The following is a 17760-nucleotide window of genomic DNA, read 5'->3' as shown; positions in this document are numbered from 1 at the left end:
TGGTTGCTGCTGTCGGACTGATGACAACTGCCTGTGGCTCAGGAGATTCCAGCGGAAATGGCTCCGGTGGCGGCGGTGAGCCGGATACCACCGCGACGCTGCGTGCGGGGTGGACCGTGGCGCCCAATTCGCTGGATCCACATATGGCAGTCTCCGAGGTTGCATCCTTCCGGTTCGGGATCAATGCGATCTACGATCGGCTGTTCACCATCACCTCCGCGGGTGAGGTGGAGGGAATGCTGGTCGATTCGTGGGAGTACAGCCCGGATGGTCAGCAATTGACCATGCAGTTGCGTGAGGATGCGTCGTTCCGCGATGGCACGCCGCTGGACGCGCAGGTGGTCAAGGTCAACCTCGATCGGGCGCGCACGTTGAACTCGCCGGTGGTCAAGGGTCTGATGGAGCCGGTGACCGAGGTGGCGGCGAGTGCGCCGTACGAGGTGACGTTGACATTGTCGTCGCCGACCGATCTGATGCCGTATCAGTTGGCGGGTATGTCGGGGATGATCATGCATCCGGATCTGATCGCGAACGCTGATCCGAATATGGAGGCCAACGGCTCGGGCGCGTACAGCGTGGAGAGTTGGGCGCCGGGTGAGAAGCTGGTGCTGGTGCGTGATCGAGATGACTACTGGGACGCCGATGCTGCGCAGGTGGCGCGGATCGAGCACACGGCGATTGCGGATTTTCAGGCGTTCACCAATGCGGTGGCCGGTGGGCAGATCGATATCGGGCAGTTCCAGCCCGGAAACGTCGCAGCGGTCGAGGGTCGTCAGGGCCTGAACACCGTCCCGGTGCCGATGGGCATCGGGACCGAGTTGATGTTGAATTGGAACTACGGACCGCTCTCCGATGTGCGGGTGCGGCAGGCGTTGAACTATGCGCTCGATCGTGAGGCGGTCACGGAGGCGTTGTTCCCAGGTTCGGATGCGCGGTGGCAGTACTCGCGTGAGGGTTTGCCGGGTTTCGATTCCGGTCTGGAAGAGCGGTATCCGTATGATCCGGCGAGGGCCAAGGAGTTGTTGGCCGAGGCGGGTTTCCCTGATGGTGTGGATTTGGGTCGGTTCATCATTTCCAATGCGGTGACGCCGGGGTTGACCGATGTGATCAAGGAGCAATTCGAGCAGGCGGGGATCCGCTTCGAGCCCAACGTGATGGATTCTCTCGAGGGAATGACCACGTTTGCAGGAGGTGAGGCGCCGGCGTACCTGAATTTCTCGTCGTACGGTCTGGGCTTCGCTGCCGGGATGGTGACGCGGTCCGGTGCGACGCAGAATCCGGCGGGGCCGACGCCGGAATACGATCGGCTCTTCGCGGGTGCAACGGATTCACGACTTGGTGCCGAGGAGCGAGAGACGAGTGCGGTCGAACTCAACGACTACCTGGTGGAGGAGGCGTGGGGTGTGCCGATAACGTGGGTGACCTATCCGTGGGTGATGAGCGATAAGGTCGGAAACTTCAGTGCCGAGATGGATTACGCCACTACGTGGGGTCCGTACGATTTCAGGTACCTGACCGTTTCGGAGTAACTGCTCGCGCACACTCGATCGTCGGCGTGTGCAGGTAGGTCCCCGCCCCACTTCTGTGGGGTGGGGACCACCACTGGATCACGACTGGAAGGCTTGGTCGAAGTGAGCTGCTGCGGTGAGGTCGTCGACCGCATGGCGTTCGAACCGTGGCAGCAGACCGAGTCAACTTCGTCGATTCGGTGGCCCCCACGCGCCGGTCAGGTCGATCGTGTCGAACATTCCGGTCTTGAGGACCTTGTTGGTGGGAGTGCGCGGTAGCGCATGGGTCAGGATGAGATATCTCGGAAGCGCGTGCTTGGGTAGCTTGCTCGTCAGCCACGTGTACAGTTCCGGCTCGTCGAGAGTGGAGTTCTCGACAATCTCCGCTACGAGCAGGACCTGGTGTCCTGCAACAGGGTCGGGCACACCGATTACGGCGCAGCCGGACAACTGCGGGTGCTCGTCTATCACCGCCTCGACCGCAGTTGTCGAGATGTTCTCGCCCATCCGGCGAATGGTGTCGCCGGCTCGATGGAGGAACTCGAAATTGCCGTCGGGGTGTCGTATGGCGATATCGCCCGTGTGGTACCAGCCGCCGGCCAGTGCCCGCTCGGTCGCCTCCGGCTGGTTCAGATATCCGACCATGATCATGAGACGGTCGTCGGGCCGAATCCAGAGCTCACCCGGTACACCGTCAGCGACAGGCTGTGCGTTTTCGTCCACCACCTGTGCCTGGTAGCCGTCGCGGACGCGTCCGCACCAAGTGTGTTCGAGGTCGGGCGGTGTGTCGCTCAGGACAAGAGGGAATCCGACTTCGGTGGAACCATAGAGGTCGTAACATTTCACGGCGAATCGTTCTGCGAATTCCGCAGCGAGGGCGACGTTGTGTCCGGCGAATACGGCTTCGAGAGGGTTGTCTGCGTCGTCCGGCTGTGGCGGTAACGCCAGCAGGAGAGCGCCATGCAGAGTCGCTGTGGTGCACCCGAACCTACGAGCATCGTTCATGGCGGCCTTTGCCGAGAACCGTTCGCGGAACACGACCTGGCCGCCGGTATCGCACATCGTGACCAGTGGACTCCGTCCGGTGACATGGAACATCGGATGGCAGTTGTAGCTCACGTCTTCGGGACCGAGTGGTATCCGGCCGATCACGCTGGCGAACTGTGCCCAATCGAGTATCACTCCTTTGGCTGGTCCCGTACTGCCGGACGTATAGATCACACAGGCGATATCGGCCGGCGTAGGCAGCGGATCGAGCTCGGTGGTGGCTGTAGCCAGGGATTTCCACTCTCCACGTTCGACGATTCGAATAGCCAAGGCTGGTCGTGTGTCTCGGATTCGGTCGACGAACTCCGGTCTCGCCAAGCACAGGACGGGCGCGGCATCGTCGAGGACATGCTCGAGGAAGGCACCCTTCAGTTCGGGGTTGACCGGTACCTCTACCGCGCTCAGGCAACCGAGAGCGACCCAGATCATTGCCGCATCGATCGAGGGCGGCAACAAGGTCGCCACACGGGATCCCGAAACCACGCCGCGGTCGCGTAGATGCTCCACCCAGCTGCGGACGCCCTCCCACGTCTCTCCGTAAGTTGCATGGCCCCCCGTCACTTCGCGGAGAAATGGCCGGTTCGGTTCCGATCGAGCACGAGAACACAACTGAACCGGCAGCACCGATGCCGGATCGGTTGCCATGGCGGCGAGTGTCGATGAGGTGGGCAATTCTGGCTTCTCTTTCTTGCTTGCGCAGATACGGACATTCGATGACGAGACCACCATCGCGCGGATGGTCACCATCTCATTCGTGCCGCCACCGTCCGGATCACGTCTGCGCATTCGTCCGGTCGTTCCAGCGGGAGATGATGATGTGCGCCGGCCATGGGTCGGATGTCGATATCCGGTTGCCACCCGCGCAGCACCGGCAATGATTCGATCACGGGAGCGGTGCTCAGGGTGCCGTATGCGTATGCGACCGGACACCGTAGCGCCTGCCAGGCTTCATTCACTGGAGTGTCCGAAAATGACGGCGGCCGAGGATCCGCCCGCCACGTCCATCCGTTGGCAGTCTGGTGAACTGCATATGCGGCGACCGGGTCGATGACGTCTTTCGGTAATTCCGGTTGAGGGGGCTCGAGCCGGAATCGCTCACGTATCTCCTCGTACGTCCGATACATTCGTTGGGATCGGACGGTCCGCTGGGCGTCGTCTTGTCGGACCGCAATACGGAAGCCCGTGTCGAGGACGACCAGGCCACCGAACAGTGCCGTCTCGGTGGCGGCGGCTATGACTGAGGATCTACCTCCCATGTTGTGGCCGACCACAAGTGCAGGTCCTGCTCCGACATCGCGAGCAACTGCAGCAAGTTCGCGCGCATGTAGCTCGGGATTGTATGCGCTGCGTCTGCCGCTTCGGCCGTTGCCGCTCAGATCGACAGTGATCACACTGAAGTCGTCGCTCAGCAGCGGAACCACGCGATGCCACCACATCTGATGCGCGCCGAACCCGTGGACAAGTACGATCGGGCGTTGACCGACACCGTGAATCGAGTAGTGAATCGGGCATCCGACCACTTCTATCTCGGCAGACGTGATCGTTTGGGCACTATGGCTTTCCATCACCCACTTTTCCTCTCCATTCTGGAGATCACCGCGTCGCCGTAGTGGTGGAGCGCGTCGATTGCCTCATCCACCGTCGTGGCGGGTGTGTCGAGCACGAACCAGCCGACACCGGCCTGGTTGAAATCGTGCAGGCGGTCGCGGTGCTCGTCGAGCGAGCCGCCGTGGACCAGGACCTTGCTGTCCGGTCCTTCGATCTGCACCTCGACGGCGTTGCGCGTCCGCCCCGCGGCTTCGGTGAGGTCCCGTAGTTCGTCGATTGCTCTCGTCAGCGCAGCCACGGTCGGGATCGGAGTTGTGCGGACCGTCGAGGCTTTCTCCTGATCTATCAGCAGGGGAGCCCAGCCCTGTCCGACTGTGGCCGCTCGCGTGAGTGCCCGCGGGGCGTTCCCGGCGATCCACACCGGAACGCCGCCCTCCTGGACAGGGAACGGCAGTGCCGTCTGTGCCAGGCTCGTGAAGTGCCGGCCCTCGTAGCGATACCCTCGGTGCGTCCAGGCGCCGCGCATCACCTCGATTGCCTCGTCGAAGAGTTCGTGTCGCTCCTCGAAATTCACGCCGACGGCGGCGAACTCCGACTTCAGGTATCCGACGCCGGCGGTCAGGATCGCTCGGCCCTGCGACAGATGGTCCAGGGTGGACATGGCCTTCGCGACGAGGAAGGGGTTCCGATAGGGCAGCACCATCGCGTATGTCATCAGCTTGATGCGGTCCGTGACGGCCGCGCAGAACGCCAGGGCGGTGGTCAGGTCGAAACCGTCGTGGCCGCCGGACCGGATCCACTTCTCCGACGGGATCGGATGGTCGGTGACGGCGATGGCGTCGAAACCTGCCTCTTCCGCGGCACGCGCGAATCGGGTCATCGCTTGCGGTCCGAGGAATTCCGGGGTGTATCCCTGGACCGCGAGCGGGTACTGGACTGTGAACTTCAGGGCACCACTCATTCAGGACAGGATCCCGGCTCGTCCGGTGTCGCGCAGGGCCCGCACGAGTTCGGCGAAGTGGTCTGGCTTCCATCCGTCCTGATCTTCTCCCCAGCCGATCTTTCCGTCGAACTCCCAACGCATCAATGCGTTCGATCCCGTGCCGTGTTCACACATGTGGCTGACGGCGAAGCCTTCGGCTTCCATCGACCGGCCAGTGACGTCGACCAGTTCGACCTCCATGTGCGCGCTCCATCCGGTACGGGGGTCGCGGTAGTTGCGCATGCGGCTACGTGTCTTGTCGAGGCGTTCGAATCGTCCTTCCTTCAGGAGCCACCCGACGTTGAGCGGCGAGAATCCCGCGGCGTTACCGTCCTGGGGACGAACGAAGCTCAAGAAGCCCGTCTCGGCGCCGGCGTGGCCGAAAATGTACTGGATGCGCCCGCGACCGCGTTGCCGCTCGACCTGTCGCCACGAGGGACCACCGGGTTCGCGAACGGTGTATTCGCCACGCAAGTGTTCAGGCTTGCGGCTCTGTAGGTGCGCCCCGCCGCGCGGACCCCACGTGCGGTCCCGCACGGAGTGGCAGTCGATAGTGATGCGCTCGCCGTCGAGAACGAGTTCACCGGTGAGATGGCCGAGCTGATCGAAATGAGGGTTGAACATCGCGGGCGCCTCGCCGGGTGTGAAGCGCTGAGGTGGGTGCACGCTGCGATGTTCGAATTCGATCGCAAACTTCGCAGCCGGGTCGGAGTAGGCGATGTGGTAGTCCATGGTCGGCTTCAGGGCTTTGACGCTGAAACCGCCTGATGGAAAGGTTATGTCGCGCAGGTCGGCGTTCTCGATCATCGGGATCGGTCCGGAGTTGCGGAAGTACGCCAGACGGCCGGGGTCTGCTCCGCGTGGATCCCACGCGAACACGCGCCACGTGACGGTGCCCTGGTTGGGTAGATGTGCCGCGTGGAGCCATCCGCCGATCCGGCGCTCGGGAACGTTGAACGACCACCAAGTCGTCTCGGTCTCGTAGGGGTCGTCGCTGAGCCGGTGGTAGGTGTCGTCCTCGGGGAGAAATGGTGCGTCGGGGTCGGTGACGGTGTTCGAGGTCATGGGCACGCTCCGGGATCAGTCGAGAAGCTTGTCGAAAGCAAACTAAGTGATATAAGTGATCTGTACCATATGTGGTGGCTGACTGCATTCGTGAAACTCTTCGAGGAACAGGACGCACTATGACGACGGCGACAGAAGTTTCGACCGAACTCGAAGCGAATTCCCTTTCCTCCGAGCTCGTGGAGTGGATCGGCGACGCGGCGAGCGGCACCGTGATCTCGTCCGATCGGCGCCCGGGCGGTGGTCGGCGCGAAGCGTGGGTGGTGGAGGTACGTGGTGCGGACGGCGTGGTTCGCCCGTTGTTCTTGCGCTACGACCGTCTCGACCCCGAGGAAAAGGGCGACGATTTCACCCTGCACCGCGAGGCGGCATTCTTCCGAGCGCTGAGCGGCACCGCCGTGCCGGTCCCGGACATCGTCGGCGTCCACCCGACCGAACAGGCGATTCTGTCCGAACTCGTGCCCGGACAAGCGTGGTTCTCCCGCCTTCATGATGAGGATCAACGTGTCTCCGTCGCATCGGATTTCATGCGGATCCTCGCCGAGATGCATCGTGTCGATCCACACCGGCTCGGGCTACCCGACCAGGATCCCGACGCGGATCTGCGTGTGCTCGTGCACCGCGAGATCGATACGTGGGAGAAGGTCTACCGTGACTCCGGAACCAGCGATCCGCTGATCGATCTCGGGCTCGACTGGGTGCGCGGCCACGTGCCCGACGTGGACGCACCGGTGGTGATCGTGCAGGGCGACACCGGGCCGGGCAATTTCCTCTACGAGAACGGCAGGGTTACCGCCGTCCTCGACCTCGAGTTGGGACACCTCGGCGATCCGCATGACGATCTTGCATGGGTCTCGGTCCGCTCGGTTCAGGAACCCTTCACGAATCTCATGGAGCGTTTCGGTGACTACGCGCGTGCGGCCGGCACGGACATCGATTTCGACCGGGTCCGCTACTACCGGGTGCTCGCCGAATTGCGCATCGTGATTCTGGGGCACCGCAAGCGTGCGGAGCCCGATCTGCTGGGCGAGGTCGGCAATTCTCTCGTGTACGGACTGCTGCACCGGAGGTTGTTCCTCGAAGCGCTGGCCGACGTGCTAGGTGTGGAGATCGTCGACGTCGATCCGGTGCCGTCGACGCCGAGCGAGGGTGACTGGCTCTACGCCGCCGCGCTCGAGCAGATCCGGCAGATCATCGTGCCGCGAAGCGAGGATCCGTTCGTGATTCAGCGCAGCAAGGGTCTGGCCAGAATTCTGAAGTATCTGCGTGAGGCCGCGTCCGTGTCAGCGCCCATCGAACAGCGGAACCTGGACGATCTCGAAGCGGTGCTCGAATACCGGCCGTCGTCGGTCTCGGCGGGAACTACCAAGCTGGTGAATCGGTGCCTCGCGGGAACGGTACAGCTCGAGACGGCGGTGGGCGTGCTCTTGCGTCAGGTGGCCGGCGAGACGCAGGCGCTGCGCCCGGCAATGGGCGTACTCGCCGACCGGCACTTCGATGTGATCAAGAAGTGAGCGGCGCGATGGTATTCGACGGGAAGATCGCTGTCGTTACGGGCGGTGCCCGCGGTATCGGTCGGGCGATCTGTGAGAACCTTGCCGATGCAGGGGCCCGTGTGGTGGTGGCCTACCGATCCAGGGCCGACGAGGCGACTGCTGCGGCCGCCGGGATCCGCGACCGTGGGGGTGACGCGGTAACGGTGCAGGTGGACGTGGCGGACCCTGAATCGGTGACGGAGCTCATGGCGTTCGCTCGCCGTGAATTCGGCGGTCCGATCGAACTTCTCGTGAACAACGCTGCCTACTCGCGATTGCTCGACGTCGACGAGCTCACCCCGCAGCGGTGGGATCTTCTGTTCCGCACGAACGCCGGTGGGCCCTATCTCACGACATGGGCGGTCAAAGACGAGATGGCCGAGGCCGGTGGGGGCGCAATCGTCAACATTTCGTCGATCAACGGTGTCTCGGCGAACGCGGCGACGATCGCGTACGGGGCGACGAAGGCCGCGCTGAACAACTTCACCCGTGGCTGCGCGCTCGCATTCGCGAAGGACGGCATCCGGGTCAACGCCGTAGCGCCCGGACTCGTCCTGACGGAGCAGGCACGGACCGTCACGGCGCAGCAACGTGCCGCGATGGTCGAGGGAATCCCGTTGGGGCGCGGCGCACAGCCGGAGGAGATTGCGTCGGTCGTTCGGTTCTTGCTCTCCGACGAATCCTCCTACATCACCGGTGAGACGCTCGTGGTCGCCGGCGGGCGCCATTGAGAGTTGCGCAGCGTCGCGGACCTGATTCCCTCGGATCGGGTGCGCCGGAGGTCAGGTCGCGTCCACCGGAGCGCCGATCTCGGTAAGCACATCGAGCCTGTCGGGATGAGGTAGCCACCCGAGTTCGCCCCGCGCGCGGGGCGCGCGCGTGCGACTGCAGGTCGAGAAGACGATCAAAGCGGCGAAGGCGCCCCAGATCTCGACGCCTTCGGAGAGCTCGATGCTGCGAGCGGGAACGCTCTGCTGCCGTGCGAGGGCCTCGGCGATGGTGCGGAAGTTCGTTTCGCCCGACACTGCGTGGTAGAGCGCGCCAGCCGGCGCCTTCTCTGCGGCAAGGTGGTAGATCTCGGCGACGTCGTCCACGTGCACGTTCGAATACAGATTCAGGCCGCGACCGATATAGCAGACCGCACCGGTCTTCTCGATCGACGCACGGAAGCCGTCGAGCATGGGGGAGCGGCCGTTTCCCCAGATCATCGAGGGCCGTACGACGATGCCTCGGACCCCGCGGGCGTTCGCCTCACGCACGACGTTCTCGGTGTCGACGCGACCGCCGATGTACTTGGACGGGACGAATTCGTCGTCCTCGGCGAAGGTGTCCTCGCTCCACTCGCCGTCGGTGCGCTGCGACAGGACGCCGGTGCCGGACGTGAAGATCAGCGTTTTCCCGGTTCCCTCGAGGGTGTCGATCAGTGCTTCTATGGTGTGCCGCTCGGGCTCGAGCAGCAGTTGCGCGGCATAGAGAATGACGTCTGCGTCGGCCGCGTGCGCGACGGTGCCCTCGGGATCGGTCAGCAGGTCGCCGAGCACCGGCTCGGCGCCGGCCTTCCGTAGCGCGTCGGCGGCGTCTTCGTTGCGGACCAGTCCGCGCACGGTGTGTCCACCTGCGACGAACCGCCGGATGAGCGCGGAGCCGAGGAATCCGCCCGCGCCGTAAATCAGAACATTCATGTTGTCCTCCGTGGACTGTCATCGAACCCGTACACTGTGTTATAACCCAGATCACATAGTTTACTAAGTTCGCACGATATCGGGAGGCAAAATGGATCTCGGCCTGAAGGGCAAAGCTTTCCTCGTCACGGGGGGGTCCGACGGACTCGGATTCGCGACGGCCTCGTCTCTGGTCGCGGAAGGCGCCGACGTGACGATCTGTGGGCGCAACACCGAGCGCCTCGACGACGCCGTGCGCTCCCTACGCGCACTCGGCGGTGGATCGGTGGAGGGAGTGCGGGCAGACGTCACGGTCGCCGCTGACCTCGACGGCCTCGTCGAACAGGCGTATGCGAAGCGGGGCAGGCTCGACGGACTTGTGAACTCCGCCGGTGTGCACAGCGGCGGCGACTTCGAAGAAATCACCGACGACGCCTGGCACAACGACTTCGACCTGAAGTTCCTCGCTGCGGTGCGTGCAAGCCGCGCGGCCATGCCGTATTTGAAGGAATCGAAGGGCGTCATCCTCAACGTACTCAGCACGGGTGCGCGCGCGCCAGGGGCCGGCGGCGGCATGCCCAGCTCTCCGCTGCGGGCCGCGGGGCTGAGTCTGACCAAGGCGCTGGCCAACGAGTTCGGCCCAGACGGAGTTCGGGTGGTCGCGATGCTCATCGGCATCATTCGCAGCGGGCAGATCATGCGCCCGGCGGTCGAAGCCGGCCGCGATGTCGAGGAATACCTGGCCAAGATCGCCGACCGGATGAAGATCCCACTCGGCCGTGTGGGCGAGCCGCACGAGTTCGGCGACACCGCGGCCTTCCTGCTCTCGCCCCGCGCCGGCTATCTCACGGGCACGGCCGTGCACGTCGACGGCGGATTCTGCCCCGTCATCTGACCAGAACTCAATGCGGAGAGAACGTATGAAGACTTACCAGCTTGCAGCCAAAGCCTTGTCCGAGTTCGGCGTCGGCACCGTATTCGGTCTCATGGGAGACGCCAACCTCGCGTATCTCGGTGACTTCGTCGAAAACCACGGCGGTGAGTTCGTGGCGGCCGTGGCCGAAGGTGGCGCGGTGTCGATGGCGGACGGTTACGCCCGTATGACCGGTCGTGTCGGCGTCGCATCCGTGACACACGGCCCTGCAGTCACGAACTGTACGACTTCCCTTGTGGAGGCGGTGCGATCGCGCAGTGCAGTGCTGTTGTTGACCGGCGGTACTCCTGACGTGCGCGACCACTTCCAGGACTTCGATCTCGAGGGGTTCGCCCGCCTCACCGGTGCCGAGTACCGCCGGGTTCGTAGAGCCGAGGCGGTGGGCGCGAATATCGCCGAAGCTCTCGCGCGGGTGGCCGCCACCCGGGTTCCTCTCGTGTTGGATCTGCCGTACGACCTGCTCGAAGTTGCGGTGACAGGTGAGTCTCCGCGCGCGGTGCCTCCGCTGCCGGTGCCCGGTGTGCCGGATCCCGATCTCGTCGACGACGCGCTTGCTGCGTTGCTCGGCAGCGCGCGACCGGTAATCCTCGCGGGCCGGGGTGCTGTCGCCTCCGGGGCGCGGGACGACATCCTGCGGCTGGCGCGGGCCATCGACGCTCCGGTGATGACGACGTTGCTCGCGAAGGACCTCTTCGCCGGTGAACCCGAGAATCTCGGTGTCCATGGGTCGCTATCGCACGCTGTGGCGATCGAAGAGCTCGGACGTGTCGACTGCATGCTCGTTGTCGGTGCTGCCCTGTCGTCGTTCACGACGGACAACACGGCACTGCTGGCCGGCAAGTTCGTCATCCAGGTCGACGATCGATCCGGTGCGTTCGGGCGCTTCGCGCCGGTGGATCTTCCGATTCCTGGTGACGCAGCAGGTGTGGTGCGTGCGTTGTGTGAGCGCCTCGCGGAGGCCGAATCACCGGCGCCGTCCGGTCGTCGTGTCGCGCAGCTCGCCGAAGCGGTGCAAGGGCTCGAGGCGAAGGGTTACCGCAGCATCTCCGGCGGCGGAACCGTCGACATGCGGGACGCGATGGCCCGCCTCGCCGAGCTGCTTCCGCAGGGAACTCAGGTCGTCACCGACGTCGGACGGTTCTCGTTTGCGGCGTGGAAGTATCTGCCGGTCGATCCGGGTCGTTTTACCGTTCCCGGCGCATTCGGCTCGATCGGACTAGGTATCGCGACCGCGGTGGGCGCTGCCGCGGGTCGCCGCGACGTGCCGACGGTCTGTGTGGCCGGGGACGGCGGCGCGATGATGGGCCTGGTGGAAGTGAGCACGGCGGTCCGGCAGCGCCTACCGCTTGTGCTCGTCGTTCTCGACGATCACTGCTACGGCGCCGAATACCTCAAACTCGAGAGTCTCGGGCTGGCGACCGCGCATTCGGAGGTCGAATGGCCCGGCTTTGCGGAGACAGCGCGTGCACTCGGAGCACGCGCCGTGACGGTGCGGGAGGTCGACGAGTTTGCGCAGGTCGCGGAGCTGCTGGACGAGGGGGCCTACCCTCTGGTTATCGAGGTCAAGGCAGATCCTGCACGACGGCGACCTGAGGTTGCTGCGGTTGCCGGACATGCGCGTTGACGTGTTGACGGTAAGGACTGGACTCGACATGGGTCACTTAGTAATATTTGTCAGGGCGCATGCCCGTACTTTCCAGGAGGAACTGTGGACCTGAGCGGCTTGACCACGGTGATTGCAGAGCTGAAAGACCACGTTCTGACGATCACGCTCGACCGCCCCGACAAGCTGAATTCGTTCACCGACATGATGCGGGCCGAGTTCGCTGCACTGTGGGTCTACGCGCGCGAGGAGGATGACGTCCATGTCATGGTGCTCCGAGCCAACGGGGAACGCGCCTTCTCGACGGGTGTCGACGTCAAGGAAGGTACGTTCCTCTCCGACAACGTCTTCAGCCGCCGCGATCCGGGCGTCGATCTCTCGCCCAAGCACAATGGTTGCTGGAAGCCGCTGGTCTGCGCCGTGCACGGCATGGCTGCGGGAGGTGCGCTCTACTGGCTCAACGAAGCGGACATCATCATCGCAAGCGAGGATGCCCAGTTCTTCGATCCGCACGTGTCGTACGGAATGGTTGCGGCGCTCGAGCCGATCGGTCTCGCGCATCGGATCCCGATCGGGGAGGTGCTGCGTATGGTTCTGTTGGGCCTGGACGAGCGGATGTCGGCCAAGCGCGCACTGGAAATCGGATTCGTCAGCGAGATCGTGACGCGGGACAGTCTGTGGGACCGAGCGCAGGACCTGGCAGAGCGCATTGCCGCGAAGCCTCCGGCCGCGATCCAGGGCAGTATCCGGGCCATCTGGGAGTCCAAGGATCAGGGCCGGTCTGCGGCCCTCGCGACCGGTATGTACTACACCGACCTGGGCAATCCGATCGGCAAGGCGCAGGTCGTCCGTTCCGAGGTACCGACCCGCAAGTACGAGGTGCGCTGACATGGATTACGGAATGACCCCGGAGCTCGAAGAGTTCCGTGCAGAGGTGAGCGAGTTCGTCGCGGCAAACAAGCCGGCAATCACCGTCAAGGCGGGTGTTCGCAGCGCGGAGGATGCCGAGGAGCTGGCTCTGCTCAAGGAGTGGACGGGAAAGCTGTTCGCGGCCGGATACGTCGGCGCCGACTGGCCGGAGCAGTACGGCGGTAAGGGTTCGGCGCATTCGTCGGAAAAGGACGTTGTCGTCGGTGAGGAGCTCGCCCGGGGCCGCGCGCCGGCCGCGATCCAGGGCGCTGCCCATCTGGTGTCGCATGCACTGATCGATTTCGGCACCGAGGAACAGCGGCAGAAGTACTTGCCGAGAATCCGCACCGGCGAGCTCATCTTCTGTCAGCTCTTCAGTGAGCCGAGCTCGGGCAGCGACCTCGCGTCGCTGCGCACCAAGGCCGTCCCCACCGAGAGCGGTGGGTTCAAGGTCACCGGTCAGAAGGTGTGGACCACGAACGGACACTGGGCCGACTACGGCTACCTGCTGGCGCGCACCGATCCGGATGCCCCGAAGCACAGAGGTATCAGCGCATTCATCGTCGACATGCGCCTGCCAGGTGTCGAGGTGCGGCCGTTGCGGGAGATGACCGGCACCTCCGATTTCAATGAGGTGTTCCTCGACAATGTCGAGCTCGGACCGGATGCGTTGATCGGTGAGGTCAACCGCGGCTGGGGCATTGCGAATTCCAGTCTCGGACACGAGCGCAGCGGCGTGGCGACGAGCACGGTGCGGTTGCAGCAGAACGTCGAGGCTCTGAAGGATCTGGCGAAGAACGTCACGCGGAACGGACGGCCGGCTATCGAAGACGGTGCCGTGCAGGACCGCATCGGTGAGCTGTCCGCCGCGGTCACGGCACTCTCGGCTCTGGTGTACGCGAACATCAGCCGGTGGTCACGCAAGACCGAGCGACCGTACGACGCGCCGATGACCAAACTGATGTTCAGCGAACTTGGTGTGGACATCGCACGTTTCGCTCTCGAACTCGCCGGCGAGGCCGGGATTCTCGTCGAGGGGGACGCGAACGCAATCGACCGTGGTCGGTGGCAGGACGAGTTCCTCTACGCGCGGGCGTACACGATCGCGGGCGGAAGCTCGGAGATCATGCGCAACCTCATCGCCGAGCGTGGTTTGGGAATGCCGCGCTGAAGTATGTCGCGTGAGTGGGGAGGGTCTGACGGACCCTCCCCACTTCGTCGTGCGGGGACTGAGAGTCACGTGGCGCATTTGACTCAAACACGATTGACCTAGTTAACTATGTCATCTATCTTGAAGGTAGACGTTTCGCTCCGCGTTGCCGCAATCGGTGTACAGGAGCGTCATGAAACCGGTACCGATGCAGGAAGAACGCGGATTTTTCCCGTCGGCAGAAGTGGGAGGCATCGAATGACGGGTATCAGGGAAGCGGTGGGCTTGCTGTGGTCGGCATCCGACGACGCGAAAATGGTCCAGCAGGGCAAGGTATGGCACACGTGGGGCGAAGTGCGCGTGCTCGCCGAGACGATCGATGCCGAACTGGCGCGTGTCGGGTGCGGTGAGGGTGCACGTATCGGCGTCGTGCTGGGGAACCGGATGGAGTCCATCGCATCCTTGATCGCCATCCTCGGCAAGGGTCGCACGATCATCACACTCAACCCCATGCAGCCGACGGCGCGAGTTACCGCAGACGCGGTGGCATCGCTTCCACAGGTCGTGCTCGCACCGCAGAGCGTGTGGGAAGAAACCGAATTCGAGGTCGCAATGGCGGAGGCCGGCATCGTCGGATTCGCGGTCGACGGACTCGACGTCGTGCAGCGAACGGGTGGTCCCGAGGTCACCATCGAGGTCGTGAAGGACGAGAAAGACCCCATTGCGGTCGAGATGTTCACTTCGGGTACCACGGGCCCGCCCAAGCGGGTCCCGCTGACCTGGCGTCAACTCGAGGCGGCTCTCAAAGCTGTCCACAGCCATACCGGTAAAGGTGGCGACGAGCGTGAGCCGCTCACCGGACGCGTTGCCCTCGTGTCGCTCGCGATCGTGCACATCGGCGGCCTGTGGGGTGTCATTCAGGCGCTTGCCGAGGCGCGGCCGATTGTCGTACTGCCGCGATTCACGGTCGACGGATGGGTCGACGCCGTGCACGAGCACCAATTGCGTGTCGCGGGTCTGCCGCCGGCCGCGATGCGGTCGGTCCTCAACGAGGACGTGTCCAAGGAGAAGCTTGCGAGTCTGCGTGCGGTGACGGCGGGCACGACCTTCGTCAGCCCCGACCTGGCCGACGAATTCACCGAGCGTTACGGGATTCCCGTGATGATCATGTACGGTGCCACGGAATTCGGTGGTGCGGTGGCGGGGTGGACCAAGCCGCTCATCGGCGAATGGTGGGCGCGCAAGCGTGGCAGCGTCGGCCGACCCTTCCCCGGCGTGAAGATGCGCACGGTGGACGAGAGTGGAAACGTGCTGCCCGTCGGCACTACCGGCCGCCTGGAAGTCTGCTCCAGCCAGACCGGCACCGGAACCAACCAGTGGGTGCGTACCAGCGATCTGGCTCATCTCGACGACGACAACTTCGTCTACATCGACGGTCGCGCCGACGACGCGATCATCCGCGGTGGCTTCAAGGTGCAGCCGGAAACGGTGTGCAATGCGTTGCGTGCCCACAGTTCGGTGCTCGACGCCTCCGTGTACGGCAAGACCGATGAGCGGCTCGGTCAGGTGCCTGTCGCGGTGATCGAACTGATCGCGGGAGTAGATCCCGTCGACGAGGCCGAACTCAAGGAGTTCGTCCGCAACCAGCTGACCGGCTACGAAGTTCCGGTCACCATCCACACGGTGGACGCTCTGCCGCGCAGCGTGTCCCTCAAGGTCGACAGGCGGCGGCTGCTCGAGATGGTCGCCGAACTCGAATCCACGCGGGTCTGACCCCGCAATCGCTGACAAAGAAGGAGCACACTATGACTGCAGTAATCGTGGAGGCTGTGCGCACACCGGTCGGTAAGCGGAACGGTGGCCTGGCCGGCGTCCATCCGGCCGACCTGTCCGCTGTCGTTCTCAACGCGCTCGTCGAGCGTGCGGGCATCGAACCGGTCGTCGTCGACGACGTCATCTGGGGATGCGTGCAGCAGGTGGGTGAGCAGTCCATCGACATCGCTCGCACCGCGTTGCTGGCGGCCGGATGGCCCGAGACGGTCCCTGGAGTTACCATCGACCGCCAGTGCGGTTCGTCGCAGCAAGCCCTGAACTTCGCCGTCGCAAGTGTCGAAGCCGGTCACTACGAGGTCGTGGTCGCCGGTGGCGTCGAGTCGATGTCGCGCGTCCCGATGGGTTCGTCGGGCAAGGTCGGTGGAAATCCCTTCCCGGCGGCGTTCCTCGACCGGTACGACGGTGTCGCGCCCAACCAGGGCGTCGGTGCCGAGATGATCGCCGAGAAGTGGGGCATGAGCCGCACCGCGGTCGACGAATTCTCGGCTCGCTCCCACGAGCGTGCCGCGGCGGCGCAGGATGCAGGTCTGTTCGACGCTCAGATCGTGCCCGTGACCACCCCTGACGGCACTGTGATCTCGAAGGACGAGGGCATCCGCCGCGGCACGTCGGTCGAGTCGCTCGCCAAGCTCAAGACGGTGTTCAAGGAAGACGGCGTCATCCACGCCGGTAACGCCTCGCAGATCTCCGACGGCGCATCGGCGCTGCTCATCATGAGCGAGGAGGCGGCAGCGAAGTACGGTCTGACGCCCATCGCCAAGATCCATACGGCGACCGTTGTCGGCGCCGACCCGGTCATCATGCTCACCGCGCCGATCCCGGCGACGGCGAAGGCTCTCGAGAAGTCGGGCCTGAGCGTCGACGACATCGGTGTGTTCGAGGTCAACGAGGCGTTCGCCCCCGTGCCCCTCGCGTGGCTGAAGGAGATCGGAGCCGACCCTGAGCGCCTCAATCCCAACGGCGGTGCGATCGCCCTCGGCCACCCGCTCGGTGGATCCGGTGGACGAATCCTCACCGACATGGTTCATCACATGCGTCGCAACAAGATTCGCTACGGACTCCAAACGATGTGCGAGGGTGGCGGACAAGCCAACGCCACGATCCTCGAACTCGTCGAGAACTGAGAAGGGGAACCGACGATGACTCAGGCAACCCAGGCAGGTGCGCTCGTCGAGCGCGTCGGCAACGTCATGGTGATCACGATCAACCGTCCCGAGGCCCGCAACGCGGTGAATTCGTCGGTGAGCATCGGAGTCGGCGGCGCCCTCGAAGAGGCGGCGAACGATCCCGAGGTGCGGGCGATCGTTGTCACCGGTGCCGGTGACAAGTCGTTCTGCGCGGGCGCCGACCTCAAGGCGATCTCGCGCGGCGAGGGCTTGCATGCTCCTGGTCACGAGGACTGGGGTTTCGCGGGCTTCGTCAAGCACTACGTCGACAAGCCCACGATCGCTGCTGTCAACGGCACCGCGCTCGGCGGGGGTACTGAACTGGCACTGTCGGCGGATCTCATCGTGGCCGCGGAGAACGCGACCTTCGGTCTGCCGGAGGTCAAGCGCGGACTGATCGCCGGTGCGGGTGGCGTGTTCCGCCTTCCCGCCCAGATCTCGCAGCGTCTCGCGATGGAGATGATCTTCACGGGAGATCCGATCACCGCCGCGCGCGCTCTGGAGGTCGGTCTGATCAATCAGGTCGCGCCCGAAGGGAAGTCTGTCGAGGTTGCGATCGAACTCGCGGAGCGCATCGCCGTCAACGCTCCGTTGTCGGTACAGGCCAGCAAGCGCGTCGCCTACGGCGTCGTCGACGGCCAACGTGCTGAGGAAAACGATCGGTGGGCGCTGTCCGCCGCGGAGTGGGACCGTCTTGCGCTCAGCGAGGACGCGAAGGAAGGACCGCTCGCGTTCGCCGAGAAGCGCGAGCCGGTCTGGAAGGCGCGCTGACGATCGCTTCGTCCGGTATGCAGCAGCCCGGGTCGTTCCCATGGGGAT

The 17760-nt window shown here is 64.4% G+C and carries 15 protein-coding genes; 10 read left to right on the top strand and 5 right to left on the bottom strand.

From position 1 onward, the window contains the following. Positions 1-143: 143 nt before the first annotated feature. On the top strand, positions 144-1529 hold the full coding sequence (locus tag ACZ46K_RS28210; RefSeq protein ID WP_464746021.1) for an ABC transporter substrate-binding protein: 1386 nt from the start codon (positions 144-146) through the stop codon (positions 1527-1529). A gap of 162 nt (positions 1530-1691) precedes the next feature. Here the strand turns inward: ACZ46K_RS28210 and ACZ46K_RS28205 are convergent, their stop codons facing one another. From ACZ46K_RS28205 to ACZ46K_RS28190, 4 genes are all read right to left on the bottom strand, one after another. Next, a complete protein-coding gene (locus tag ACZ46K_RS28205; RefSeq protein WP_464746019.1) occupies positions 1692-3200 on the bottom strand; it encodes an AMP-binding protein in 1509 nt (502 codons plus the stop codon). 95 nt (positions 3201-3295) lie between these two features. Then, entirely contained in the window at positions 3296-4120 is an 825-nt protein-coding gene (locus tag ACZ46K_RS28200) for an alpha/beta fold hydrolase (protein WP_464749497.1), read from the bottom strand. After that, the gene (locus ACZ46K_RS28195; RefSeq protein WP_054809774.1) at positions 4120-5064 is read right to left on the bottom strand and encodes an LLM class F420-dependent oxidoreductase; all 945 of its coding nucleotides are present in this window, start codon (positions 5062-5064) and stop codon (positions 4120-4122) included. The genes ACZ46K_RS28200 and ACZ46K_RS28195 overlap by 1 nt, the downstream gene beginning before the upstream one ends. After that, positions 5065-6150: a DUF7065 domain-containing protein gene (locus ACZ46K_RS28190; protein ID WP_464746017.1), complete on the bottom strand. Its 1086-nt coding sequence runs from the start codon at positions 6148-6150 to the stop codon at positions 5065-5067. A gap of 119 nt (positions 6151-6269) precedes the next feature. Between ACZ46K_RS28190 and ACZ46K_RS28185 the strand changes: the two genes are divergently transcribed. Next, positions 6270-7664, top strand: a complete 1395-nt coding sequence (locus tag ACZ46K_RS28185; RefSeq protein WP_464746015.1) for a phosphotransferase family protein — start codon at positions 6270-6272, stop codon at positions 7662-7664. Between the two features lie 8 nt (positions 7665-7672). Then, complete coding sequence (locus ACZ46K_RS28180; protein ID WP_464746013.1) at positions 7673-8416, top strand: SDR family NAD(P)-dependent oxidoreductase; 744 nt, start codon at positions 7673-7675, stop codon at positions 8414-8416. A gap of 51 nt (positions 8417-8467) precedes the next feature. Here the strand turns inward: ACZ46K_RS28180 and ACZ46K_RS28175 are convergent, their stop codons facing one another. Continuing rightward, on the bottom strand, positions 8468-9367 hold the full coding sequence (locus tag ACZ46K_RS28175; RefSeq protein ID WP_464746011.1) for an NAD-dependent epimerase/dehydratase family protein: 900 nt from the start codon (positions 9365-9367) through the stop codon (positions 8468-8470). A 91-nt stretch (positions 9368-9458) separates the two neighbouring features. On the opposite strand from ACZ46K_RS28175, the gene ACZ46K_RS28170 reads away from it, so the two are divergent. From ACZ46K_RS28170 to ACZ46K_RS28140, 7 genes are all read left to right on the top strand, one after another. Continuing rightward, on the top strand, positions 9459-10241 hold the full coding sequence (locus tag ACZ46K_RS28170; RefSeq protein WP_464746009.1) for an SDR family NAD(P)-dependent oxidoreductase: 783 nt from the start codon (positions 9459-9461) through the stop codon (positions 10239-10241). A gap of 25 nt (positions 10242-10266) precedes the next feature. Further along, a complete protein-coding gene (locus ACZ46K_RS28165; protein WP_464746007.1) occupies positions 10267-11904 on the top strand; it encodes a thiamine pyrophosphate-binding protein in 1638 nt (545 codons plus the stop codon). Positions 11905-11988: 84 nt separating this feature from the next. Next, positions 11989-12771, top strand: coding sequence for an enoyl-CoA hydratase/isomerase family protein (locus tag ACZ46K_RS28160; protein ID WP_464746005.1), 783 nt, complete (start codon positions 11989-11991; stop codon positions 12769-12771). A gap of 1 nt (position 12772) precedes the next feature. Further along, positions 12773-13963, top strand: a complete 1191-nt coding sequence (locus ACZ46K_RS28155) for an acyl-CoA dehydrogenase family protein (protein ID WP_054806236.1) — start codon at positions 12773-12775, stop codon at positions 13961-13963. A 237-nt stretch (positions 13964-14200) separates the two neighbouring features. Further along, complete coding sequence (locus ACZ46K_RS28150) at positions 14201-15715, top strand: class I adenylate-forming enzyme family protein (protein ID WP_054810153.1); 1515 nt, start codon at positions 14201-14203, stop codon at positions 15713-15715. A 32-nt stretch (positions 15716-15747) separates the two neighbouring features. Continuing rightward, on the top strand, positions 15748-16899 hold the full coding sequence (locus ACZ46K_RS28145; protein WP_464746003.1) for a thiolase family protein: 1152 nt from the start codon (positions 15748-15750) through the stop codon (positions 16897-16899). Positions 16900-16914: 15 nt separating this feature from the next. Then, positions 16915-17712, top strand: a complete 798-nt coding sequence (locus ACZ46K_RS28140) for a crotonase/enoyl-CoA hydratase family protein (protein WP_054810154.1) — start codon at positions 16915-16917, stop codon at positions 17710-17712. Positions 17713-17760: the final 48 nt, after the last annotated feature.

It is taken from the genome of Rhodococcus sp. JCM 9793, from assembly GCF_055380405.1.
This window is presented reverse-complemented; position numbering and strand designations above follow the sequence as displayed.

Excerpts from the sequence above, each read along its gene's own strand:
- ACZ46K_RS28190 (WP_464746017.1), bottom strand. The coding sequence starts at position 6,150 with ATGACCTCGAACACCGTCACCGACCCCGACGCACCATTTCTCCCCGAG.
- ACZ46K_RS28175 (WP_464746011.1), bottom strand. The coding sequence starts at position 9,367 with ATGAATGTTCTGATTTACGGCGCGGGCGGATTCCTCGGCTCCGCGCTC.
- ACZ46K_RS28145 (WP_464746003.1), top strand. The coding sequence starts at position 15,748 with ATGACTGCAGTAATCGTGGAGGCTGTGCGCACACCGGTCGGTAAGCGG.
- ACZ46K_RS28155 (WP_054806236.1), top strand. The coding sequence starts at position 12,773 with ATGGATTACGGAATGACCCCGGAGCTCGAAGAGTTCCGTGCAGAGGTG.
- ACZ46K_RS28150 (WP_054810153.1), top strand. The coding sequence starts at position 14,201 with ATGACGGGTATCAGGGAAGCGGTGGGCTTGCTGTGGTCGGCATCCGAC.
- ACZ46K_RS28170 (WP_464746009.1), top strand. The coding sequence starts at position 9,459 with ATGGATCTCGGCCTGAAGGGCAAAGCTTTCCTCGTCACGGGGGGGTCC.
- ACZ46K_RS28180 (WP_464746013.1), top strand. The coding sequence starts at position 7,673 with ATGGTATTCGACGGGAAGATCGCTGTCGTTACGGGCGGTGCCCGCGGT.
- ACZ46K_RS28200 (WP_464749497.1), bottom strand. The coding sequence starts at position 4,120 with ATGGAAAGCCATAGTGCCCAAACGATCACGTCTGCCGAGATAGAAGTG.
- ACZ46K_RS28205 (WP_464746019.1), bottom strand. The coding sequence starts at position 3,200 with ATGGCAACCGATCCGGCATCGGTGCTGCCGGTTCAGTTGTGTTCTCGT.
- ACZ46K_RS28140 (WP_054810154.1), top strand. The coding sequence starts at position 16,915 with ATGACTCAGGCAACCCAGGCAGGTGCGCTCGTCGAGCGCGTCGGCAAC.
- ACZ46K_RS28185 (WP_464746015.1), top strand. The coding sequence starts at position 6,270 with ATGACGACGGCGACAGAAGTTTCGACCGAACTCGAAGCGAATTCCCTT.
- ACZ46K_RS28165 (WP_464746007.1), top strand. The coding sequence starts at position 10,267 with ATGAAGACTTACCAGCTTGCAGCCAAAGCCTTGTCCGAGTTCGGCGTC.
- ACZ46K_RS28195 (WP_054809774.1), bottom strand. The coding sequence starts at position 5,064 with ATGAGTGGTGCCCTGAAGTTCACAGTCCAGTACCCGCTCGCGGTCCAG.
- ACZ46K_RS28210 (WP_464746021.1), top strand. The coding sequence starts at position 144 with ATGGCAGTCTCCGAGGTTGCATCCTTCCGGTTCGGGATCAATGCGATC.